At 39.2% G+C, this 23,962-nt stretch carries 22 protein-coding genes; 12 read left to right on the top strand and 10 right to left on the bottom strand.

Features of this window, described 5'->3' with window-relative positions; genetic code table 11:
- Positions 1-19: 19 nt before the first annotated feature.
- Positions 20-661 (top strand): NAD(P)-dependent oxidoreductase, encoded by a 642-nt coding sequence (locus tag HCB49_RS02580; RefSeq protein WP_185480304.1) that lies wholly within the window; start codon positions 20-22, stop codon positions 659-661.
- 114 nt (positions 662-775) lie between these two features.
- Positions 776-1,477, top strand: coding sequence for a DUF554 domain-containing protein (locus HCB49_RS02575; protein WP_185604028.1), 702 nt, complete (start codon positions 776-778; stop codon positions 1,475-1,477).
- 118 nt (positions 1,478-1,595) lie between these two features.
- On the opposite strand, the gene HCB49_RS02570 is transcribed toward HCB49_RS02575, so the two are convergent.
- A complete protein-coding gene (locus tag HCB49_RS02570) occupies positions 1,596-2,249 on the bottom strand; it encodes a DUF5105 domain-containing protein (protein ID WP_185604027.1) in 654 nt (217 codons plus the stop codon).
- 123 nt (positions 2,250-2,372) lie between these two features.
- Here HCB49_RS02570 and ybaK point away from each other — a divergent pair, with 123 nt between their 5' ends.
- Positions 2,373-2,849 (top strand): Cys-tRNA(Pro) deacylase, encoded by a 477-nt coding sequence (ybaK, locus tag HCB49_RS02565; protein ID WP_185604026.1) that lies wholly within the window; start codon positions 2,373-2,375, stop codon positions 2,847-2,849.
- A gap of 26 nt (positions 2,850-2,875) precedes the next feature.
- Positions 2,876-3,724: a PhzF family protein gene (locus HCB49_RS02560; RefSeq protein ID WP_185604025.1), complete on the top strand. Its 849-nt coding sequence runs from the start codon at positions 2,876-2,878 to the stop codon at positions 3,722-3,724.
- 36 nt (positions 3,725-3,760) lie between these two features.
- Here the strand turns inward: HCB49_RS02560 and HCB49_RS02555 are convergent, their stop codons facing one another.
- The 3 genes from HCB49_RS02555 to HCB49_RS02545 form a co-directional block, all read right to left on the bottom strand.
- Complete coding sequence (locus tag HCB49_RS02555; protein ID WP_185604024.1) at positions 3,761-8,188, bottom strand: 2-hydroxyacyl-CoA dehydratase; 4,428 nt, start codon at positions 8,186-8,188, stop codon at positions 3,761-3,763.
- A gap of 264 nt (positions 8,189-8,452) precedes the next feature.
- Complete coding sequence (locus HCB49_RS02550; RefSeq protein WP_185604023.1) at positions 8,453-9,829, bottom strand: amino acid permease; 1,377 nt, start codon at positions 9,827-9,829, stop codon at positions 8,453-8,455.
- Positions 9,830-10,023: 194 nt separating this feature from the next.
- Positions 10,024-10,659 (bottom strand): FMN-dependent NADH-azoreductase, encoded by a 636-nt coding sequence (locus tag HCB49_RS02545; protein WP_185604022.1) that lies wholly within the window; start codon positions 10,657-10,659, stop codon positions 10,024-10,026.
- Positions 10,660-10,851: 192 nt separating this feature from the next.
- Between HCB49_RS02545 and HCB49_RS02540 the strand changes: the two genes are divergently transcribed.
- The 6 genes from HCB49_RS02540 to HCB49_RS02515 all read left to right on the top strand — a co-directional run bounded on the left by HCB49_RS02540 (position 10,852) and on the right by HCB49_RS02515 (position 17,408).
- On the top strand, positions 10,852-13,668 hold the full coding sequence (locus HCB49_RS02540; protein ID WP_185604021.1) for a sigma-54-dependent transcriptional regulator: 2,817 nt from the start codon (positions 10,852-10,854) through the stop codon (positions 13,666-13,668).
- Positions 13,669-13,954: 286 nt separating this feature from the next.
- On the top strand, positions 13,955-14,389 hold the full coding sequence (locus tag HCB49_RS02535; RefSeq protein ID WP_185390889.1) for a mannose/fructose/sorbose PTS transporter subunit IIA: 435 nt from the start codon (positions 13,955-13,957) through the stop codon (positions 14,387-14,389).
- Positions 14,389-14,874, top strand: coding sequence for a mannose/fructose/sorbose PTS transporter subunit IIB (locus HCB49_RS02530; protein ID WP_008947185.1), 486 nt, complete (start codon positions 14,389-14,391; stop codon positions 14,872-14,874). Before HCB49_RS02535 ends, HCB49_RS02530 begins: the two co-directional genes overlap by 1 nt.
- Positions 14,875-15,046: 172 nt before the next feature.
- Positions 15,047-15,859: a PTS mannose/fructose/sorbose transporter subunit IIC gene (locus tag HCB49_RS02525; protein ID WP_185480311.1), complete on the top strand. Its 813-nt coding sequence runs from the start codon at positions 15,047-15,049 to the stop codon at positions 15,857-15,859.
- 18 nt (positions 15,860-15,877) lie between these two features.
- Entirely contained in the window at positions 15,878-16,756 is an 879-nt protein-coding gene (locus HCB49_RS02520; protein WP_003761108.1) for a PTS mannose transporter subunit IID, read from the top strand.
- Positions 16,757-16,940: 184 nt separating this feature from the next.
- Entirely contained in the window at positions 16,941-17,408 is a 468-nt protein-coding gene (locus HCB49_RS02515) for an Lmo0779 family protein (RefSeq protein ID WP_069888266.1), read from the top strand.
- A gap of 51 nt (positions 17,409-17,459) precedes the next feature.
- Here the strand turns inward: HCB49_RS02515 and HCB49_RS02510 are convergent, their stop codons facing one another.
- The gene (locus HCB49_RS02510) at positions 17,460-17,843 is read right to left on the bottom strand and encodes a hypothetical protein (protein WP_003721894.1); all 384 of its coding nucleotides are present in this window, start codon (positions 17,841-17,843) and stop codon (positions 17,460-17,462) included.
- A gap of 156 nt (positions 17,844-17,999) precedes the next feature.
- Here HCB49_RS02510 and HCB49_RS02505 point away from each other — a divergent pair, with 156 nt between their 5' ends.
- Positions 18,000-18,866 carry an ROK family protein gene (locus tag HCB49_RS02505; protein ID WP_185604020.1) on the top strand — a complete coding sequence of 289 codons (867 nt, stop codon included), beginning with the start codon at positions 18,000-18,002 and terminating at the stop codon, positions 18,864-18,866.
- Positions 18,867-18,905: 39 nt separating this feature from the next.
- Here the strand turns inward: HCB49_RS02505 and HCB49_RS02500 are convergent, their stop codons facing one another.
- Entirely contained in the window at positions 18,906-19,238 is a 333-nt protein-coding gene (locus HCB49_RS02500) for a hypothetical protein (RefSeq protein WP_185480313.1), read from the bottom strand.
- 37 nt (positions 19,239-19,275) lie between these two features.
- Positions 19,276-20,205, bottom strand: a complete 930-nt coding sequence (locus HCB49_RS02495; RefSeq protein WP_008947175.1) for a diacylglycerol/lipid kinase family protein — start codon at positions 20,203-20,205, stop codon at positions 19,276-19,278.
- Positions 20,206-20,382: 177 nt separating this feature from the next.
- On the opposite strand from HCB49_RS02495, the gene HCB49_RS02490 reads away from it, so the two are divergent.
- Entirely contained in the window at positions 20,383-21,372 is a 990-nt protein-coding gene (locus HCB49_RS02490; RefSeq protein WP_185604019.1) for an NADPH:quinone oxidoreductase family protein, read from the top strand.
- Between the two features lie 36 nt (positions 21,373-21,408).
- Here the strand turns inward: HCB49_RS02490 and HCB49_RS02485 are convergent, their stop codons facing one another.
- The 3 genes from HCB49_RS02485 to lplA2 form a co-directional block, all read right to left on the bottom strand.
- Entirely contained in the window at positions 21,409-22,059 is a 651-nt protein-coding gene (locus tag HCB49_RS02485; RefSeq protein WP_185604018.1) for a GntR family transcriptional regulator, read from the bottom strand.
- Between the two features lie 35 nt (positions 22,060-22,094).
- The gene (locus tag HCB49_RS02480; protein ID WP_185604017.1) at positions 22,095-22,847 is read right to left on the bottom strand and encodes a hypothetical protein; all 753 of its coding nucleotides are present in this window, start codon (positions 22,845-22,847) and stop codon (positions 22,095-22,097) included.
- Between the two features lie 125 nt (positions 22,848-22,972).
- The gene (gene lplA2, locus HCB49_RS02475) at positions 22,973-23,962 is read right to left on the bottom strand and encodes a lipoate protein ligase LplA2 (protein WP_185604016.1); all 990 of its coding nucleotides are present in this window, start codon (positions 23,960-23,962) and stop codon (positions 22,973-22,975) included.

The following is a 23,962-nucleotide window of genomic DNA, read 5'->3' as shown; positions in this document are numbered from 1 at the left end:
TGAATAGGGGGCTTTTTTTATGAAAATTGGTATCATTGGTGCTACAGGCCGAGCTGGTTCGAGAATTTTAGAAGAAGCGAAAAGTCGTGGCCATGAAGTCACAGCGATTGTTAGAAACGCCGGAAAAATCACGCAAACGCATAAAGATATTAATATTTTACAAAAAGATATTTTTGATTTAACACTTTCAGATTTAGCCGATCAAAATGTCGTTGTTGATGCATACGGGGTCAGTCCAGAAGAAGCAGAAAAACATGTCACTTCGCTCGATCATTTAATCTCTGTTTTAAATGGCACCGTTTCGCCGCGCTTACTTGTGGTTGGCGGAGCAGCTAGCCTGCAAGTTGACGAAGATGGCAATACCCTTTTAGAATCAAAAGGACTTCGGGAAGCGCCGTATTATCCGACTGCACGTGCGCAAGCGAAACAATTAGAACATTTAAAAGCACATAAAGCAGAACTCAGTTGGACATATATTAGCCCTTCTGCTATGTTCGAGCCGGGTGAACGTACTGGCGACTATCAATTAGGTCGAGATCACCTTTTATTTGGTAGCGATGGCAATAGTTTTATTAGTATGGAAGACTATGCAATTGCTGTTTTGGATGAAATTGAGCGGCCTAATCATTTAAATGAACGCTTTACAGTAGCTGGAAAATAACGCTAAAGTCGAAGGAGCAAAACGCTTCCTTCGACTTTTTTATGCGAAATAAAACTCCCAATTGGCAAAAACTTCCTGTATACTAAGGTTATCTGCTAAAAAGGGAGGAATAAAATGGTTCTACTTGGTGCGCTAGTGAATGGGCTTGGGATTTTGGTTGGGTCTGTTCTTGGCATGAAATTACATAATATCCCTGAACGTATGAAAGATACTGTCATGAAAGGGATGGGGTTAGCTGTTATCGTCCTTGGCATTCAAATGGCTTTTAAGACGAGCAATTCGCTTATTGTCATTTTAAGTATTTGTTTTGGAGCCGTTATTGGGGAATGGCTTAACATAGATTATCACCTGAACCAGCTTGGGCACTGGATTGAACGCAAAGTCGGTGCCAAAGGAAAAAGTAATGTTTCGAAAGGATTTGTTACCGCGACACTTATTTTTGTAATTGGTGCGATGGGGATTATTGGTGCGCTTGATAGTGGCATTCGCGGCAATCATGATGTCCTTTATACGAAATCGGTGATGGATGGATTTATCGCCCTTCTTCTTAGTACGACACTTGGTTGGGGCGTTATGCTATCGGCGATTCCGGTGTTTTTATTTGAAGGCATTATCGCACTGTTCGCAACACAAATTAATCAATTCATTCCCGCCGACTTGATGGCACTGATAATCGAAGAACTCACTGCCACTGGCGGAATTATGATTTTGGCGATTGGTTTGAATCTGCTCGGTTTGACGAAAATCAGGGTCGCAAATTTGGTTCCAGGGATTATAGTTGTTGCGCTGATTGTGACGGGGCTTTATTATTTTTAGAGGGAAAAACAGAGATACGATAATCTCTGTTTTTTTAGTTCCAATTGAATGACATTTCCTTATAAAAATAAAAAACACCAACAACCCGAAAGTTGCTGGTGCATCCTAATTTAAAAGCTTACATGCCAGCCATGAAAAATGCTGTAGTTAATTCTTGCATGAATGCCACGTCGTTTTGCATTTGCCATAAAGAATCATCTTTTGGATCTCCTTTTAGTTTAAGTGTAACTGTTTTTGGTTCTGATACTGCGTCTGCATTTTGCACAGCTTTCGTATAGATTTCCATTGTTTTTTCAGCCATTTTTTGGTCATCTGTTGCAATAGATGGATCGGCTGTTGCTGCTTTTGTTAATTCTTCTACTAATTCAGTTTGAACGCCCTTCATATCAAGCCCTTTAACTGCGAACTGAATTTCTGGACTTTCTTTGTCATCATTTGTTACTTTAGTAGTGTACGAAGTTTTTTCGTTGACTTGTTTACGAAGTGCTTTGTAGAAATCATCTACTTGCTTATCAATGTTTACATCACTAGAAAAACTTGCTGCAAATGTGTTGATAAAGCTTTCTTTAAAGCCTTTTTCAAATTCTTTTTCGAATTTTGAGCCGTCTTCACCGTATACATCTTTTATTTTATCTGTATCTTTGTTGTAAACTACGGCATTAACTGTAATTTCCCCTGCTTTTTTCGGTTCTACTCTTGATGGACCACCACATGCACTTAGAACGAGTGCCATAGCAAGAACAAGAACCAGACTGAATAACCCTTTTTTCATTATTAAATCTCCCTTTCTTATTTGAATTCCATTTCATTGTACAGAACGAGAGATAAAATGCCAACTATTTTACAAAAAGTGTCATAATATGTACATAATTTCAAATAAATTGAGGTGAAAGACTTGAATAAAAAGACAAATGCGTGTCGGATTTTAGATAAACAGAAGATTAAATATGATTTGCGTGAATATGCTTGGAGTGAAGACGCCCTAGATGCGCTTCATGTTGCAGTAGAAACTGGAAATAACCCGGGGCAGATTTTTAAAACACTCGTCCTAACTGGTGATAAAACAGGCAATATTGTCGCCTGTATTCCTGCTGATAAAACCTTGCACTTGAAGCATTTAGCAAAAATTAGTGGCAATAAAAAGTGTGAACTAATTGCAGTGGATACGCTGGAGAAGCTGACTGGTTATATTCGCGGCGGCTGTTCTCCGATTGGAATGAAGAAGTTGTTTCCAACTTTTGTTGATAGTAGTGCAGAATCGCTTGATACGATGCTGATTTCAGCTGGAAAAAGAGGATTACAAATCGAACTTGCGCCTGCTGATTTGAAAAAGGTCGTTCGTGCGGAGTTTGCGATGATTACGGAAGAATAAAGTTTTGACAAGGGAGTTTCGTTTTTATGGATATATCTGTTTATGTTGCAAGTGCATTTAGTAAGAATAATAAAGGTGGAAATAAAGCTGGTGTCGTATTAAACGAACCAACACTCGCCACCACTCAAAAAATGGCCATCGCAAAACAACTAGGCTATGCAGAAACCGCCTTCGTGACTGAATCAAACCATGCTGATTTTAAAATAGAATATTTTACCCCGAAAGAAGAAGTTGATTTATGTGGTCATGCGACAATCGGCACTTTCGCTATTTTGATGCATTTAAATAAAATTCATAAGAGCCGGTATACAATTGAAACAAATAGTGGTGTACTTACGATTACGATAAAAGATGGCACTATCTTCATGGAACAAAATCAACCAACTTTTTATGATATCATTCCGCCTAATAATTTAACTGATTGTTTTGATCTAAACTTACTAAATGCTAATTATCCAATTCAAATTGTGTCTACGGGATTAAAAGATATATTAATTCCAATTAAAAGTGAAGCAGGTTTATTTGCCCTAGCGCCGAATTTTGAAGAGGTTAAAGAAGTCAGCAAGCAGTATGAAGTGGTCGGATTGCATCTGTATACTTTTAGTGATGACCGGATTATTTGTCGGAATTTCGCTCCATTATTTGACATTAATGAAGAAGCTGCGACTGGGACCTCTAATGCTGCTTTAGCTTGTTATCTTTATAAAAATCATTACTTGCGAAAAGAACTTTATGTATTTGAGCAAGGACACTCGCTACACTCTCCTTCTGAGATTTTAGTTAAATTAGATGTAAATGGTAATAAGGAAATAGCTCGTGTATATGTAGGTGGCAATGGGTATTATAGTGAAACTAAATATTTAAGTATGGAATAGAAAAAAGCCGCCCAATACAATGGGCGGCTTTTTTAATTAATCATTATCCGTCTGAACATGCTCACTACTAGTTGCAACATGCTTCACTTTTTGAGCGATAGCCCCAACTGGATCTGCATCCCGCGCTTGTTTTACTTTGTTTCCAATCATTTCGACTGGGGCACTTTCTCTTACTTGTTTTGCTTTGCCAAGGATTTTTTCTCTTGGGTTAAATCGTGTGTTTGTTTCTTTCTCTGTGATTACTTCTGTCGTTTCTAGTTGTTTTCTTGCGATGGAGAGCATTAATTTGATTCGATTTAGTTGGTTCACAGAGCTTGAGCCCGCATCGTAGTCAATCGACATGATATTGGCTTCTGGGTACATTTTTTTGAGTCCTTTAATCATGCCGCGGCCAGTAATATGGTTTGGCAGGCACGCAAACGGTTGTAAGCACGCGATATTGGGCACGTTGCTATCGAGTAATTCGAACATTTCGCCGGTTAAGAACCAACCTTCGCCCATTTTGTTTCCGAGTGATAGAAGTTGGCTTGCTTTTTCAGCGATGGATTCGATACTCGCTGGTGCTTCAAAGCGTTCACTTTTCTTCAGTGCATCTGTCACTGGTTTACGGAATTGATTGATTAGCGGAATCGCGACGCTTTGCTTCGCGAATGATTTTACTTTGGAACGACCAAATGTGTTCGCTGCAAAGTGATCATCGTAACAACAATATAAAATGAAATCTGTTAAGTCCGGAACAACTGCTTCTCCGCCCTCTTCTTCAATAACATCAACAATATTGTTATTTGCGCCCGGATGGAATTTGACGAGAATTTCTCCAACTACGCCGACTCTTGGTTTTACTTCATCGGTTATTGGCAAGTTATCAAAAGCTCGTACCATTTCGTTCGCTAATTTTTTATATGCTCCGAAAGAATAATTTTCCATTAGCGCACGTCCGGCATCAAGATATTGGCGGAACATTTTGTTGGCACTTCCTGGTTCGACTTCGTAAGGTCTTGTCCGGTAAAGCATACGATCGAGCGCATCCCCTAAGCTAATTCCCGCTAAGAAACGAACAAGTACTTTTGGTGTCATTTTAAAGCCAGGTTGTTTCTCTAAGCCATTAGCATTTAGCGAAATAACCGGGATATGGTCCATTCCAGCTTCCCCGAGTGCTTTTTTCAGCATTGAAATGTAGTTGGTTGCCCGACATCCGCCACCTGTTTGCGTCATCAATACCGCTAAATTATTTGTATCATAATCGCCATGTTTCAGCGCATCCATCATTTGACCGATTGTTAAAATTGCTGGATAACAAGCATCATTATTGACGTAGCGCAAGCCTTCATCAACCGCACGAGGTGTCACAGCTGGAAGCACTTCTAAATTATAACCGCCAACCTTACAAGCCGCTTCTAACATTTCAAAATGGGTCGGAGCTAGCTGTGGGGCTAAAATAGTATACGTTTTCTTCATTTCTTTTGTAAATAATGGACGTTCTTTTGGTTTCGCCATAATGCCTGGTTTCACGTTGTTTTTCTCGCGTTCTTCCATAGCAGCTTTTAAAGAACGTACGCGGATACGCGCGGCACCAAGGTTGTTGATTTCATCGATTTTGAGCAACGTATAGACTTTATTATGGCCTTCGATGATTTCTTGGCACATATCCGTTGTAATCGCATCAAGCCCGCAACCAAATGAAGTTAATTGAACAAATTCCAAATCTTCACTTTTAGCGGTAAAACTTGCGGCGCGATATAGTCTTGCATGGTATTTCCACTGGTTTTCGACACGAAGTTTATGGTCAATCTCTCCAAGATGAGAAATCGAATCTTCCGTAAGAACCGCCATGCCATTCATCGTAATGAGTTCCGGAATTCCGTGGTTTACTTCTGGATCGATATGGTACGGATGCCCCGCCAGAACAATTCCTTTGATTTTATTTTTCTTAATATAAGTAAGTGCGGCTTCCCCTTCCGCTTGAATGTCTTTGCGGCAAAGTTCTGCTTCCTCTAGCCCAGCTTGGACTGCTTTTTCCATATCCGCAGCTGGAACTTCTGGGAAAGCGAGGCTCATTTGTTCGATTAACGCTTTTTCATTATCTAATGTTAAAAACGGACTAATCATTGGAATATTTTTCTCTTCCAAAGCATCGACATTCACACGAATAACTTCTGGATAACCAGCCACGACTGGACAGTTGAAGTTATTGGTCGCCTCACCGAATTCTGGTTTTTCGTACACAACCGATGGATAGAAAATGCGGTCTGCTTTTTTCTTAATTAAATCCATAATATGTCCGTGTGTTAATTTGGCTGGGAAACAAACTGCTTCGGATGCAATCGTTTCAATTCCTTTATCATACAGATTTTTAGATGATTTAGAAGATAAAACGACACGGAAACCTAAGTTCGTTAAAATCGTGTGCCAAAGTGGATAGTTTTCAAAAACATTGAGCGCACGTGGAATACCAATCGTTCCGCGGGTAGCTTCTGATTTTTTCAATGATTTATAATCAAATGTTCGTTTTAATTTATAAGCATATAAGTTTGGAAGTACGTTGCGTTTCGTTTCGACACGTTCGCCGCGTTCACAACGATTTCCACTAACGAACATCCGGTCATCGCCAAATCTTGTCACTGTTAACTGACACGTGTTACTACAAAGGTTACAGCGCGACTGGGAAGTTTCCGCACTAAATTCGCGTAATTTTTCCAGCACGAGCATTTCTGTTACTTCGCCAGTTTCATAATGTTCGCGGGCAATTAAAGCTGCACCATAAGCGCCCATCATTCCAGCGATATCCGGGCGAACTACTTCACGACCTGTTAACAGTTCAAAAGCACGTAAAACTGATTCATTATAAAAAGTTCCGCCTTGAACGATGACTTTTTCACCGATATCTTTCGGACTACGCAGTTTAATTACTTTTTGCAACGCATTTTTCACAACGGAATAAGCAAGACCCGCAGATAAATCTTCCATGCTCACGCCTTCTTTTTGCACTTGTTTCACTTTGGAATTCATGAAAACAGTACAGCGTGAACCTAAGTCAACTGGGGCTTTCGCTTCGAGTGCCCGGGCCGCAAATTCTTCAATCGATAAATTAAGTGTCTGCGCAAATGTTTCAAGGAACGAACCACATCCGGCAGAACACGCTTCATTCAGCATTAAGCTATCGAGCGCGCCTTTTTTAATTTTCATACATTTCATATCTTGTCCGCCAATGTCTAAAATAAAATCAACATCTGGTAAAAACTCGCGAGCGGCACGGTAATGCGCGACTGTTTCAATTTCGCCGACATCAATTTTCAGTGCGGCTTTAATAAGCGACTCACCGTAGCCGGTAATTCCAGACTGCGCAACTCGAACTTTTTCTGGCAAAATTTCATATAAATCACTCGTCGCATCAATAACAGATTGCAGTGGATTCCCATTATTACTTGAATAAAACGAGTAAAGAATTTCATTCGTTTGGCTCATTAAAATTAATTTAGTTGTAGTCGAACCGGCATCAATACCTAAGTAAGCATCGCCTTCATAGTCTTCCAACTTCGCCCGTTTTGCTTTCATTTGATTATGACGCGCACGAAATTCGTCTAAGTCTGCTTTCTTTTCAAAAAGCGCCGGCAAAATCACAGTATCTGTCGCCATCGTAGTCATATCCATGTTCGAAAGGCGCTGAATCATATCATCCACTTTGAGCGGCACATCATTTAGTCCCGTAAAAGCAGTTCCAAGCGCAATAAAATATTCCGCATTTTGAGGCGCGATAATATCACTATCTTTCATCTTCAATGTTTCTGTAAAACGATAACGTAATTGATCAAGGAAGGTAAGCGGTCCTCCAAGAAATGCCACTTTCCCGCGGATTGGACGTCCACAAGCAAGCCCACTAATCGTCTGCGTAACCACACTTTGGAAAATCGAAGCGGCAATATCTTCTTTTCTAGCCCCTTCATTTAGCAATGGCTGCACGTCTGTTTTGGCGAATACTCCACATCTGGAAGCAATCGGATAAATTGTATTCGCATTTTGCGCTAATTCATTTAAGCCCGTTGGATCCGTTTGAAGCAGTGTGGCGATTTGGTCAATAAACGCACCCGTTCCACCAGCACAAGCGTTATTCATTCGTTGCTCAATCCCGCCACTGAAATAAATAATCTTCGCATCTTCCCCGCCTAGCTCAATTACTACATCAGTTTCCGGAATCACTTGTTCGACCGCTTCCGTACATGCAATTACTTCCTGCACAAATGGCACATTCAAAAATTTGGAAATTGCTAATCCTGATGATCCCGTAATTTTGAACGTCATTTCGGTCATACCACATTTTTTTTGCATGTCTTGCATGATTTCTAATGTTACTTTTTTAATGTCGGAATAATGTCTTCGGTAAGTTTGAAATAAAATATCCCCCTGGTCATTAAGTGCTACGGCTTTTGCTGTTGTTGATCCTACATCTAATCCTGCATGAATCATTTTCTCATCCCTTTCGTTACGCACTACTTAATATGTATCATATTTCACATATCATTTGTCGATTGTACGTCGTTTCACATAAATAACGATTCTAAGAAAATGAGTGAGTACTCACTTTATATGCGTGAAAACGACAAAACGCTCTAAACACCTCTCATTCTACACGATTTTTTCCATTTGTAAAGAAATTCGCGGCGCATTTAAAGGCAAAAAAAAGCAAGTATTCGCTAAAACAGCTCTGTTTAGCGAACACTTGCCGGGTTGTTAATTATGTCGAATTTTTGTCTTTCGATTTGATGCTTTTAAAATTTGATAAGCGATACCTAAAATCAAGAACCATACTGGCGTAACGAATAGCGCAATTCTTGTATCTGCCGCGAAACCAAGAATCACTAATAATCCCCCGAAGAAAATTAAGCTAACCCAGTTCATAAAAGGAGATAACGGCATTTTAAATTTACTTTTCGCTGCAATTTCCGGATGTTTATGGCGAAAACGTAAATGCGCCACTAAAATAATGCCCCAAACCCAGATAAAGCAAATCGTCGCGATACTCGTTACTAGAATAAATACTTGCTCTGGTAAAATATAATTTAAAAATACACCGATAAGTAAACATGCTGTTGATGTGATTAAAGCCGTTGCAGGAACGCCATTCGAGCTCAAATGATGCATTTTTTTCGGTGCTTTTCCTTCTGCAGAAAGTGTATAAAGCATCCGGCTCGTGCTGAAAATCCCGCTATTACAGGAAGACATCGCAGCCGTTAATACCACAAAGTTAATAATGCCGGCTGCTGCAGGAATCCCAATCATCGTAAATACACTAACGAATGGACTCGTATTCGGATCAATATTACTCCACGGATAAATCGACATCAATACAAGTAATGCACCAATATAAAAAATTAAAATCCGAATAGGAATATTATTAATTGCTTTTGGAAGTGTCCGCTCTGGATTGTCAGCTTCTCCCGCTGTTACACCAACAAGCTCAATCCCCACAAACGAAAATGTCGCCATTTGGAAAGCCAGTAAGAACCCAGCAATTCCGTTCGGGAAAAAGCCGCCGTAATCGACTAAATTAGAAAATGAAGCCGTACTTGTTCCATGTTTATAACCAATAAATACTAGTACAAATCCAATAACAATCAATGCAATAATGACAACCACTTTAATAATTGCAAACCAAAATTCGATTTCGCCAAAAGCTTTGACGGTTGCTAAGTTAAACAAAAGAAGTATTAAAACGCAAGCCAGTGCTGGAATCCATTGTGGTAAGTCTGGCACCCAAAATTTCACGTACATGCCAACTGCTGTAATTTCTGCGATTCCTGTCACAATCCAGCAGAACCAATACGTCCAACCAGTAATAAAACCGGCCCATGGTCCAATAAACTGCTCTGCAAATTCTGTAAAAGATCCTGTTGTTGGGTTATGTATTAATAATTCACCCAAAGCTCTCATAACAAAGAATAAAATAGCCCCAATAATTAAGTAAACTAACATGATGGATGGACCCGCCAAATGAATTGACTTCCCTGCTCCTAGAAAAAGCCCTGTACCAATTGCTCCGCCAATCGCGATCAACTGAATATGTCTATTTTTCAGTCCTCTTTGCAATTCTTCTTTATGCTCTTCCATCCTAATTCATCCCTTTCGAGTAATTAAAAAGAATAAAGTGCCGAATGATGTCAGCACTTTATCGTTCAATCTACTTCTCTACTTTACCAACTTATAAAGGGATTAGCAAACTTTTTATATGTTTTTATTGGTCTAGAAAGTTGATAATACTACCTTAATATCATTAGCAAGAAATAATTTTTTCACAAACTTTTTTAGAATTCTGCAGCACTTTCCTGCGCTACCGCTTTAGCAGCCGCAACGATTTCCGCTTCTTTGCTAGGATTGTGATCAATTCCTTCTACAAAAATCGATGGCACTACGTTGATACCGATAAATTGTAAAATAGTACGTAAATATGGTTCTCCGTGAGTAAATGAACTTGTTGGTCCAGCAGAATAAATACCACCGCTACCATGGATTAAGATCGCTTTTTTATCTTTTAAAAGTGCCTCTGGGCCATGTTCCGTATAACGGAAAGATTTTCCAGCAACTACAAAAGTATCAATATAAGCTTTTAATAATGGCGGGATTCCAAGGTTCCAAAGTGGGAACACAAAAACATATTTGTCTGCTGCTAAAAATTGTTCTGTTAGCGCATTATACGCATTTAATTTTTTTTGAACATCTGGAGCTAAATCAGTGAAAGCTTTACCAGCTTGTAATTCTCTTCCAGCCGACATTAATTCTAAATCTAATAACGGTACTTCTGTATTATATAAAACTAATTCTTCTACTGTATCAGAAGGATTTTTCGCTTTATATTCAGCCATAAACGTTTCGGCAACTTGCGAGCTTCTGGATACTTCATTTGGAAGTGGTGACGCTTTAATAAATAGTACTTTTGACATTATGAACACCTCATCGATTTTATTTGTTCCTTCTATATAATAGTACTATCCGCGTAGCTAGTCAATTTGATTTTTAGTAAATAAACATTGACATTTTCACTAGTCATGCTAAGATAAATACAGAATTCTAGAGTGTATTAATCTTTTATAATACACTAAACGTTCACCGATACACTAAATGGAGGTTTTATAATGAAGCGTATTGACCGTATTTATGAATTTATTTTAGAAAATCCTTCCACGAAGACCATTCGCGAGCAATTAGAGAATAATGAAGGCTTTACAGCAAGTACGATTTCGGAAACATTATCTATTTTAAGAAATAATGTCAGTATGGAATTGAACGAACTTCACAGACAAGGAAAAATCATTAAAATCGTTGGCCGACCAGTGCTTTATTTTCCTAAAAGAGCTGTTGAAGATGAAATTGGACGTACCCTTTCCGATAACGAATTGGAATTTGAGAGCTGTGAATCCCTTTTAAAAATGTTAAAACCAAGCATTGTTGAAAGAAGTCCTTTCGATGATTTAATTGGCGTTAATGATAGTCTTAAAACTCCTGTTGAGCAAGCAAAAGCTGCCGTGCTCTATCCACCAAATGGCTTACATACAATGATTCTCGGACAAACTGGTGTTGGTAAAACGCTTTTTGCTAATTTAATGTATCGTTTCTCGCAACATGCTAAACGTCTTCCTGCCGACGCACCGTTTATTATTTTTAACTGTGCTGATTACTATAATAACCCGCAACTCTTGATGTCCCATATTTTCGGCCATGTGAAAGGTGCTTTTACTGGCGCTGACAATGACAAAGGCGGACTTGTTGAAAAAGCGGAAGGCGGTATTTTGTTCCTTGATGAAATTCACCGTCTCCCACCAGAAGGCCAGGAAATGATTTTTTATTTGATGGATTCTGGCACATATAATAAACTTGGCGAAACCGACCGGACGCGCAAATCCAATGTTTTAATTATCGGTGCTACAACTGAAAATCCAGAATCTTCTCTTTTGAAAACGTTTATGCGCCGTATTCCGATTATTATTACCCTACCAAGTTTGGAAGAACGTACGGCTTTTGAACGCGTTGAATTGCTGAAATACTTACTTTCCAGTGAGGCGCATCGTGTTAATAAACCAATTCGTATTGAAGATGAAGCTGCCAAAGCCTTGATTGGGAATACGACTTACGGAAATATCGGACAACTGAAATCCAACATTCAACTCGTTTGCGCGCAAGGTTTCCTCAATAGTTTTGACAAAGACGAAGAAATTTTGATTGATTTTAAAACGTTACCGATTAATATTAAAGATGGTTTCTTCCATTTTAGTAATCGCCGCAAGGAACTTCAAGCGATTGCCGAATATTTGGAGCCATATACGACGATTTTCCCAGAAATGAATAATACTTTAATTACGTCAGATGAATATGAGCCCAACTTCAACCTTTACAAAATTATTGAAGATAAAGCGTCTATTTTAATGGATCAAGGCGTGGAAGATGATGATATTAAGAAATTTATTAAGATGGATATCGACATTCACCTCAACAGCTTTTACAACAAATTCAAAAACACGATCCATAATCGCGAAAATATTTTAAAAATCGTTAATGAAGAAATTTTGAATTTTGCGGAAGGTGTCGAGCTGCGAATTGAACATCAACTTGGTAAAAAGTTGAATGAGCGCTTCCTGCTTGCGTTTAGTCTGCACCTGACTTCTTTTATTAAACGAATTGAAAGTAATAAACCGTTAAAATATACGAATATCGAAAATGTAGTTAACGACCAACCGGAAGCCTATGAATTATCGCGTGAGATTAAAGATGATATCGAAGCGACTTTCCACATTCGCGTTCCAAATATGGAAGTAATGTATTTAACACTATTAATTAGCTCCCTTTTAAAAGAACAAGAAAATGCTCGTGTGGCGGTTCTTGTGGCGACGCATGGTAATAATACGGCGAGTAGTATGGTAAGTGTCGCGAAGAAACTGCTCGGTGAAGGTTTAGTGGAAGGAATCGATATGCCACTTGATCAAAGTCCGAAAATCGTGCTTGATAAATTGACCGAACGTGCGAAAGAAATGGATATGGGGCGCGGTCTTTTGCTGCTTGTTGATATGGGATCACTGACAAGTTTTGCCCCGGTTATTTCGGAACGTACTGGCATTCCGGTTCGCTCGATTGATATGGTCTCCACCGCAACGGTTATTGAAGCAGTTCGCAAATCCAATATTCTTGATATGGAACTTGATAGCATTTACGATTCGTTGAAAGATTTCCGCGGTTACGGCGGCTATAATTCCGATGATGATACGCTCGATTCCAATCAAAAACCGCACGCGATCGTTACAATTTGTGCAACTGGTGAAGGTACCGCAGAAAAACTACAACTGTTTATCGAAAACATTTTAGATACGATTACAACTGACGCAATCAAGGTTATCCCAATTGGTTTGCATGAAATGGATACCCGCTTAGAGCAACTTCAAGAAGAAAATGATATTTTGATGGCGGTTGGTATTCAAGATCCAAAAATCCAAATCCCCTTCATCCCGCTCGAACGACTTTTTGGCGTGGACGGCGAGGAACAATTAGTCAGCCTAGTAAAACAACGCAACATTATTGTTAAAACTGGCGAAACTGGGCGAATCGCAAAAGAAATTATCGAAGAAAGCCTGAACGAATTTTTAACCTATCTCAATCCTAAGAAAACGATTGAAATTCTTAGCTCGTTTGCTAGCGTATTAGAGAAAAAACTTGGTTACAAACTCGATAACACGTTCAAAATCAATTTACTCATTCATGTCGGTTGTGCTTTGGAACGTATGGTTTTAAATGACGGATTAGTTTATCGTGATCCTAAAATCATGCTCGAAACAGACATTTTCCAAGCACTAGAAGAAACAAATAAAGAAGTTATCTACAAAATGAACTTAAAACTAACTAATGATGAGCTTTGTTATTTGTACGATATTTTGAACGAAATCCAACCAGAAGTACTTTCATAAACATAAACAAGCCAACATTTTGCTCAAGTTGGCTTGTTTTATTTTTCGCAATTGCGTTTTCTGCCCTTTCTTTTAGGGTAATGTTGTATGTATGTCTAAGATTAGTACTTAGTGTATTAAGCCACGTATTTAGCGTATTAAGGCGCGCCACAACTATTAGTACACGCTTACAAAAGCCTTGAACCGCTTCTATTAGCAAAGGAGGTTGTTTGATACAGAAATGTTGGCACAGTTTTTGCGTTAGTATTAATGGATGATTATATCCACGCTTAAGGAGGAGATACTTATGCCAGTTGGAATTATCATTGGCACACATGGTGAAGCCGCGCGTGAATTGTTGAAATCAACCGAAATGATTATCGGCAAACAGGATAATGTAGAATTTATTACTTTTGTTCCTGGAGAAAACACGGATACGCTTATTACCAAATATAAAGAAAAACTAGACAAATTGGATACTTCTGAAGGCGTCATTTTTATGGTTGATTTATTTGGTGGCAGTCCTTATAATGCATCTAGCCAAATCGCCCTTCCAGAAGACAATATGGATGTTGTCACTGGTGTGAATATTCCAATGTTACTTGAAACGCTCTCGATGCGCGCAGCAAGTAATCAAAAAGATCTAGTCGAAACAGCTCTTACAGCAGGATCAGGTGGCGTTAAGTCACTCAAACAATCATTACCAAAAGTAGAAACAGAAGTCGGGGAGGACGATTTATAATGGATATTCGCTTAGCACGTATTGATGACCGCTTAATTCACGGTCAAGTAGCAACAGTTTGGACAAAAGAAACACAGGTGGAACGTATCATCGTTATTAGTGATGATGTCGCAAAAGATGAAGTTCGTAAAACGCTTTTAACTCAAGTAGCACCCCCAGGCGTTAAAGCAAGTGTCGTTGATGTACAAAAAGGGATTCGTGTATACAACAACCCGAAATATGCTACAACTCCTGTAATGTTCCTATTTACTAACCCTACAGATGTACTAACGCTAGTAGAAGCTGGTGTCAATATTACAACCGTAAACATTGGTGGTATGGCATTCCGCGAAGGCAAACATATGATTACTAACGCTGTATCTGTGGACGCAACGGACGAAGCAGCATTCCGCAAATTGGATGAAAAAGGAATCGAACTTGAAATTCGCAAAGTCGCTTCTGATAATAAAGTCAAACTTATCCCATTACTAGATAAAGATAAATAATTCATCCGCGGCTCGCCTATTTTTAGAGCCCCGAAAAAACAAACGTTTAAAGGAAGACCTTTAAAGGGGTGATTCATGAATAAAAGTCTAAGTATTAGATACTTAATTTATTCAGTCATCATAATGAAATTATCTTTTTTATCATTCAAAAGAAAAATTGGGAGGGAAATATATGTCAGCAATACAATTAATCCTTGTATTCCTCGTATCGTGTATTAGTGGTATGGGTAGTATTTTGGATGAGTGGCAAACGCACCGTCCATTAATTGCCTGTACATTAATCGGTCTTGTTCTTGGGGATATTACAACTGGTATTATTATTGGGGGAACACTTGAAATGATCGCACTTGGATGGATGAACATCGGCGCTGCGGTTGCTCCAGATGCTGCCCTTGCATCCATTATTTCTACCATCTTAGTTATTACGGGGGGACAAGATATCAGCGTAGGTATTTCACTTGCGATTCCTTTAGCTGCTCTTGGTCAAGTACTTACTATTCTAGTTCGTACAATTACAGTTGCATTCCAACATATGGCTGATAAAGCTGGTAAGGAAGGGAACCTGCGAAGTCTCGACTGGATACATGTTTCAGCACTACTACTTCAAGCTATGCGTATCGCGATTCCAGCCGTTATCGTTGCGGTAACAGTTGGTACACAAGCAGTCGAAAATTTACTCAATGCCATTCCGGACGTTATTGTTAATGGTCTAAACGTAGCTGGCGGATTTATTGTTGTTGTTGGTTACGCAATGGTTATTAACATGATGTCTGCTAAATATTTAATGCCTTTCTTCTTCTTAGGTTTTGTTGTCGCAGCATTTACTCAATTCAACTTAGTAGCACTAGGTGTTTTAGGACTAGTTGCAGCAATCATTTACATCCAACTAAACCCTAAATATCAATTGAAAGAAGCGATCCAACAATACGGCGGGGGCGGCGGCGGACGATCAGCGGATGATCTCGACGACGACCTTGACGACTAAGGAAGGGGGAGAAGAAATATGAGTGAACAAATTACAGTTAATGAAAAGAAAATAACGAAAAGTGACTTAATGGGCGTTTTCATTCGTTCCAACCTCTTCCAAGGGTCGTGGAACTTTGAGCGTATGCAATCACTAGGATTCTGTTTCTCAGTAATTCCAGTAATTAAACGTCTTTATCCTGAAAAAGGACCTGATAGAGAACAAGCTATCAAACGTCACCTTGAATTCTTTAATACACATCCATACATGGCCGCACCAATTCTAGGTGTAACAACTGCAATGGAAGAACAAAAAGCTAATGGTGCCGATATTGACGACGGCGCTATCAACGGTATTAAAGTAGGTCTAATGGGACCACTTGCCGGCGTTGGGGATCCCATTTTCTGGGGAACGGTTCGTCCAGTACTTGCCGCTTTAGGTGCCGGTTTTGCCACTGACGGTAGTATTATTGGACCAATTTTATTCTTCGTACTATTTAATGCAATTCGTCTAGGCTTCCGTTATTGGGGCGTGTTCTACGGATATACAAAAGGTACAGATGTTGTATCTGATATGTCTGGCGGCCTGCTTCAAAAACTAACAGAAGGAGCTTCCATTCTCGGACTATTCGTCATGGGTGCCCTTGTTAATAAATGGACTACCATTTACGTTCCACTTGTAGCTTATACAACAGAAGACTCTAAAACTGGTAAAGACGTTCCAACTACTGTTCAAAGTATCTTGGACCAATTAATGCCGGGTCTTCTTGCCCTTCTACTTACATTCGCTTGTATGTGGATACTCAAGAAAAAAGTCAATGCTTTGTGGTTGATTTTAGGACTATTCGTTGTTGGTATCCTAGGTTATTGGTCTGGAATCTTAGGACTTCCACCAGCTGGGTATTCGCCGCTTGGGTAATGGGTGGTTATTATAATTCGAAAAGAACCGGGATTAAAATTCCGGTTCTTTTTTTGTATGCCTTATTATGCCGAAAGATCCGCTCTAAATGAACATCCTCAAACCCACTTCTCCCTCTTCCTCACATAATTATGTTACAATATGACTAAACTATATCAATGATAGATTGTGAGTGATAGCTAAAATGGTTTGGGATGCTACTAATATCTTTTTGTTCGCGGCAAACATCTTGACGATACTGTATATTTTGTATAATGATGCAGTAATTCCACTTTGGAAAGGTAAGACGGTTTTAAGTGTCAAATTGCGTTCTCGTGGTCGTTGGGACGGCTATATTTTTGTCGGGATTATCGTTCTGTTATTCGTTTCTAATACGTTCTTTCGTGAAGGACCATTTTCCACTTCTGTGCTGCTTGGGATTATGGGTGTACTTTTCATCTATATTTGCTTCTTCCGTAGTTCGAAAGCTGTTTTTAAAGAATCTGGACTTTTTTATGCCCTACTATTCTTCCCTTATGCCAAAATCGAGCGGATGAATTTATCAGAGGATGGCGTGCTTGTGATTGAAACCAATCGTCAACGCTTGATGCTGTTTGCAAGATCAGAGAAAGATTTAGAGAAAATGCTTGCTGTATTTACTACATATAGCTAAAAACGCCACGCTTGATTTCCTGTTTTTAAGGAAATGAAGCATGGCGTTTTTTTATATACCAACATTACTCAATTTTATTTCTGGAATAACAAATTCAACAAATCTTCCATGGAGCATTTCTATTTCTTCACTGAATTTCGTGTCAAAACAAATAATACTTTCTTCTAAGCGAAGCACTGCAAAGCCGTCTTCTTCGTAATCCTCTAACTTCCCAATTACGTGAACTAAGCCTTCTTCATCTATTTCTAGTGCACAATGTTTTTCTTCGCTTTCGTGCAGTAGTTCCGCGCTAATCATGTCCGGTATCGTAATTTCTACCGTGTAAACCCTACTTGGTTCTGGGTCTTCATCGGCCCATATTCCAACGCATTCACCATATTCACTACTAAAAGCGATTCTGCCGTCAGTCAATTTCTTTTGAACCTTTATCTCCACTAACCATTTCCTCCTGCGCTTCAAATTCTTGCTTTATTATAGCACAAAACTGGAAAATGACGTTAATTTTTAGCAAACTAATTTCACTTTTTATTTGTCATTTGTTATGTTTGAAAGTATGATAAGTATATACTTTTTATAAAAGGAGATTGGGTTATGACGATACTTGCGTTTGATTTAGGTGGAACGGCAGTAAAGTTTGGTGTGTTGACAACAGCTGGAGAAATACTAGAAAAAGGTAAATTCAGTACCCCAGATAATTTGGATGAAATGGTGCAACTACTTGTGGAGGTAAAAAATAAGTATGATTATACGTTTCAAGGTGTGGCTTTTAGTTGTCCTGGCGCAGTGAATAATGAAACCGGTATCATTGCAGGGGCGAGCGCAATTCCATACATACATAATTTTCCTTTTAAGCAATTACTTGAAGAAAAATTGGCGCTTCCGGTTACGATGGAAAATGATGCCAACTGTGCTGCTTTAGCGGAAGTTTGGATTGGGACGGCGAAAGATAAACAAGATATTATTTTTATGATTCTTGGAAGTGGCGTTGGTGGTGCGGTTATTCGTGGCGGTAAGGTACATCACGGGGCGAATTTACATGGTGGTGAATTTGGTTATATGTTGATGGATAAAGCCGGACATACGCTTAGTGAGCTTGGTACGGTTGTGAATGCTGCTACGAGAATTGCTGAGCAGTTAGAAGTTCCAGCGGCTACGATTGATGGGCTTCGTGCTTTTGAGTTACGTGCAGAAGGAAATACCATCGCGGAGGAAGAATTGGATACGATGTTTTATTATCTTGCTCGAAGTATTTTTAATTTACAATATGCGCTCGATCCTGAACTGGTTGTTATTGGTGGTGGTGTAAGTGAACGGGCGGATTTTATTGATGAGTTAACTCGTTATGTGGCGAAAGTCAAAGCGAGCGTTCCGATTGCGACTATTAGCCCTACTGTTGTTGGATGTCAATTTGGAAATGACGCGAATTTGATTGGAGCAACGGCATTTCATTTAGCGTAAAAAAAGAAGCTGGTCACTTTTTTACGTGCCAGCTTCTTTCTATGCTAATTTTTCTGATTCACCGCGGCTTTCTAATACTTTGGAAACTGCTTCCAGCCACTTTTTCTGTTTATTAACAACGAATTGATACTTTACTCCGGATATCATGTCTACTTCTAAAATGTTAGAAAGCAATTCTTTTCCAAGGATTTTCGTACGAACACCGCGTATTTTTGCGACTCGATTAAGTGGAATATTGATTTCTTCGTCAAAGTAATCATTCGGTTTGTGGACAATATATGTTGCCGTCAAATACAGCTTTCCGGGGACGGCTTTAAACCCATTTTTCGCGTTGGCAAGGCCTTTATGAACGACTTCTAGTTCTTCTTCCATAAAGCTTTCATCTCCTTATTCTTCTACAATTTGTAGATTACTTTTTCAGTACGAATGGGCCAAAACGCTTCTTGCTGCTTTTTTTCGGTGCAAGGATATTTAAATGACTGCCGAGAACTTCGATTTCTGCTGGAACACCCGGACCTGGGTCGCCATCCACATTGATGCTTAAATCTTCTCCGCTCGCATCGATGGTCAGTTTTTTCGTTTTAATATAAACGACGCCCTCGCTATTTTTTAAATTGCCGCGGATTAATTGTGGGATCATGTTGGCTGCATCTAGCAGGCCGAGCTTGGTTAGAATAATAATATGGAGATAGCCGTCGTCGATTTTTGCGTCTGGTGCCCATGACTCCATCCCGCCAACAGATTTGGTTAAGCCAGCCACGACTAACGCCGCCTCGCCTTCCCAGACTTCTTCGTCATATTCTATTTTAAAATGAAGTAACTCATTGCGGTTAAATGCTTTTAGGCCTTCTAAAAAGTACGCCACGGAGCCGAATTTAGTTTTTTGTTCGACGCTAACTTGGTCGACGGCTTGCGCAATCATACCAATTGCTAGGACATTCATGAAGTATTGGTCGCCAATTCGGCCAACATCCATCGGTACTGCGATTGCTTTTTCTAATGCTTGAATAGCTTTTTCGGGTTTTAGCGGTATGCCTACCGAGCGCGCCAAATCATTGACAGTCCCAAGTGGAACGAAGCCAAAATCAGGACGTTTTTCATGGATAGCGAGACCATTTATTGTTTCATTTAAAGTGCCGTCTCCGCCCATCGCAATTACTGCTTCAAAACCTTGTTCAGCAGCCCAAGAAGCAAATTCCGTCGCATCCCCTGCTTTTTCAGTCAGGCGAACTTCCACCTCATCATAACGTTTTTTTAGTACTGCTTCTGTCTTCCCTTGGTAGGTTTTTCCTTTTTCTTTACCTGATGACGGATTCACAATCAATAGTGCTTTCCCCATCGCACTCACCCTTTCTTGCCAAAAATTCTATTTATAAATTCACATATAATATCGGCATCTTCACTACTATAGTTTACCTTGAAATGGGGATTTGTACCAGTCACAGCCTTGTAAAATGCCGAAAAAAGTCGTAAAGTGAAGAGGAACACAAAATTGAGTTGTGGAGGAATTTAAAAAATGAAATCATTTCAAGCGCTTTTTATTGAAAAAGAAGCAGATAATACTTCCCTTCATTTTAGAGAAACTACATTAGATAACTTACCGGAAAATGAAGTAACGATTGAAGTACATTATTCTGGTATTAATTATAAAGACGGGCTGGCGGTGCTGCCTGATGGGAAAATCGTGAGCGAATATCCTTTTATTCCCGGGATTGACGCAAGTGGTGTCGTGGTGGAATCGAAATCTGACCGTTTTCAAGTCGGCGATAAGGTTATTGTTACTAGTTATGACTTTGGTGTGAGCTATTTTGGCGGCTATAGTGAGTTTATTCGCGTGCCAGCTGAATGGGTTGTCCCTTTGCCAGACGGTTTATCGTTAAAAGAAGCGATGATACTTGGCACAGCAGGATTTACAGCGGCTCTCTCGGTCGATGCACTGGAATTTAGTGGCGTAACACCCGATGCTGGAAAAATCGCTGTAAGTGGCGCAACTGGCGGCGTAGGTAGTCTTAGCTCAGCCATCCTTGCGAAACGCGGTTTTTCGGTCGTAGCCTCTTCTGGCAAAAGTGACGCCAAGGAATTCTTAGAAAAATTCGGCGTAACAGAAGTAGTTCCAAGAGAAGCTTTTCAACCTGAAAAAGTGCGCGCGTTAGATAAACAACTTTACGCTGGAGCAATTGATTGTGTCGGCGGCAAACCACTTTCTTATCTTTTAACAGCTGTTCAATATGGTGGCGCCGTGACGACATGCGGCATGTCAGCTGGCGGAAAACTAGATACGACCGTCTTCCCGTTCATTTTGCGTGGCATTCAATTGTTCGGTATTGATTCTGTTTTATGTCCGATGCCAAAAAGAGTTCGGATTTGGAATAGACTTGCGACAGATTTTAAATTATCTAATTTAGAAAATTTGGCAACAGAAGTACCATTTTCCGAGTTACCTAGAGCGCTTCATCAAGTAATGAACGGCGGCGTTACTGGTAGATATTTAGTGAAAGTAAAATAAAAAGTATGGTCCTTGAGTTTAAGGACCATACTTTTTTTAACGATATGCGACTAATACATGGGCATCGATGACTTGATCGATAATCGCCATGCACTGATCATAATCCTGCGCTTCTAAAGCATCAATAAAACGTTGAATATTAGCAACCGTTTTAACACAGGCATTTTGTGCGATTTTGATAACTTCCTCATCACCGAATTCTTGAATATTATTGAAAAAGTCATCGCTAATTTTTAAGTAGTAATTATTTTTCATATACGTCAATAAATCACTCACAAACCACTTTTCGTATTCGAAGTAAATAGCTGGATCGGCAGGGGATTCTTCCCGTTCAATTTCGACTAATTTAGCAACGACACGCATTTTGTTGAAGGTGATTTTTTTCGTGCGGATTTTTTGAATGGCTTGCTTTAGAAACAAACCAATAATTTCTGTCATTTCAAAGTAGCGTTCTTTATTAATAATGCTATCTCGAACAAAAGCACCGCGAAAATCGTTGTATTCGACATAACCATCTGCAGCGAGCATTCCAATGGCTTTTCGAATCGGCGTGCGGCTAATTTCTAATTGTTGTGATAACGTATTTTCAATTAAGCGATCTCCTGGCTTTAGTTCCCCGTTTCGAATCTTCTTTTTAATTTCCCGATAACAAACACTTTCTCTCGTCTCTTTGCGTTTGGTTGTCATGAATCTGCCTCCTAAATATGCCTATAACGATATGTTTATAAAAAGGACCGTGATGTAATTATCTCTTTTAAAAATTCGCTTTCATTCACTTTCTTTTCCATTGCTAAAAATGGGTGGTAACTGGTGTTTTCACTAACAAGCATAGCCGTTTGAATCGCAATAATTTCTCTTGTAAGCTCCTGTTCTTTTCTTGTGTTTATTTCTGATTTGGAGCGGATAATTCTCATAATTGTAAGGCCGATAAAATATAAAATGACCGCCATCACGATTATTACAACTGCTGCAATAAGTCGCTCCACTACATTCTCCATTAAGAATAAAAAGGAACCGCCCAAAATCGCCAAAAACGCTGCGATAAAAACGCCAATTATTGTGTTTAGTGGTTTATAGTTCTTTTTCTCTTCTGCCATTTCTGAATGAACAAAGCGAAGTAGTTTGTCTAAATCATCCCGTGTGCTAAAACCGCTTTTTTCTAAATAGGCATATAATAAATAACGTCGCATTGCAGTCAACTCTTTAAAATTACGTAATTGATATCGCGTCCGAATAAATTTCTTCGCACGATTGTAAATTAATAGGTAATACAAGAGTGGAATATAGAGTAAACTAATCAACATTACTGGAATTAAAAAAACATTATCCAGAAAATTTGCAACTATAATGTTAATAACAATTATTAGCAATACGATTAAAAAAAACGCTCTCCAAAAACCCTTTATAAAGCTATGTATTAAATTCCAGCTGCCAAGTTTTTTAAAATAAAAATCGTTTAATTTGTTTATAGCCATCTCTACACCTTTTCCTTTTTTTCTAACTTTAAGTTTAACACGAGTTCTTGATTTATTAAAGCGTGGTAATCATTTCCACGAAAAAACTCCAAAAATTCGCTTCTTAGAGTTTTTTCTTCTATCTTTTATTCAAATAACATCGCTAAAATGGCTTCTTTTTCAATATTTCCGAAGTACGGTTTCGTATCCACTTTTCCCCAAGCTTTCCTTATTTCTTCGTGTTCAAAACGACAACCAACCATTTTTTCGGCTAGTGCAGTAACATCTTCTGTTCCGAAAAAGTCGCCATAAATAGTCGCTTCTTTTACTTGGCCTTTTTGTAGCGCTAGTTGAAATTCAATAGTGCCTGCTGGAAATCGTTTTTTACGTTTGATTGTCGCTTTAGGTGATTTGCCATATGTCCAGTCCCAATTCCGATAACGCTCGACACGTAATTTTTCGATACCTTGTTTGTCCGCTTCAGTGAACGTATAACGCGGTATTTCTGTCGTTTCAAAAATAGATTCTAGTAAAATTTGCTTAAAACCCAGAATATCCATATCGTTCGCTAGATGTTCACGAATGGTTGTCACTCGACTGCGTACGGATTTAACGCCCTTCGATAGGTATTTCTCCGGATCAACTTGTAGCGCTTTTTCAAGCATCGACAAATCCACATCGAACAGCAGGGTGCCATGACTATAAAGGCGACCTTTTGTTGCAAATTGGGCATTGCCGCTGATTTTTTTGCCGTCGACTTCGATATCGTTTCGGCCGCTAAGCTTGGCATTTACCCCAAGCTTTTGAAGCGCGCGAATCACTGGCTCGGTGAACTTCGCGAAGTTTTGAAAGCTATTGCCGTCATCTTTTGTAATCATGCTAAAACTAATGTTACCTTCGTCATTGTAAACTGCCCCGCCACCTGATAAACGGCGCAAAACATCGATACTCTGTTCTTTGACGAACGTGTGATTAATTTCTTCTAGCGTGTTTTGATTTTTCCCAACAATAATCGTCGGCTTCATCCGGTAAAACATAAAATACGTTTCATTTTCGTCTAAAAAACGAAGCGCATACTCTTCCATTGCAAAGTTGTATGCTTGATCGAGCACATCTTCATTATCTAAATAAATCAC

The sequence above is a fragment of the Listeria cossartiae subsp. cayugensis genome, assembly GCF_014229095.1.
Classification (GTDB): domain Bacteria; phylum Bacillota; class Bacilli; order Lactobacillales; family Listeriaceae; genus Listeria; species Listeria cayugensis.
Note: the sequence above shows the minus strand (reverse complement) of the source record. Positions and strands in the feature narration are given on the sequence as shown.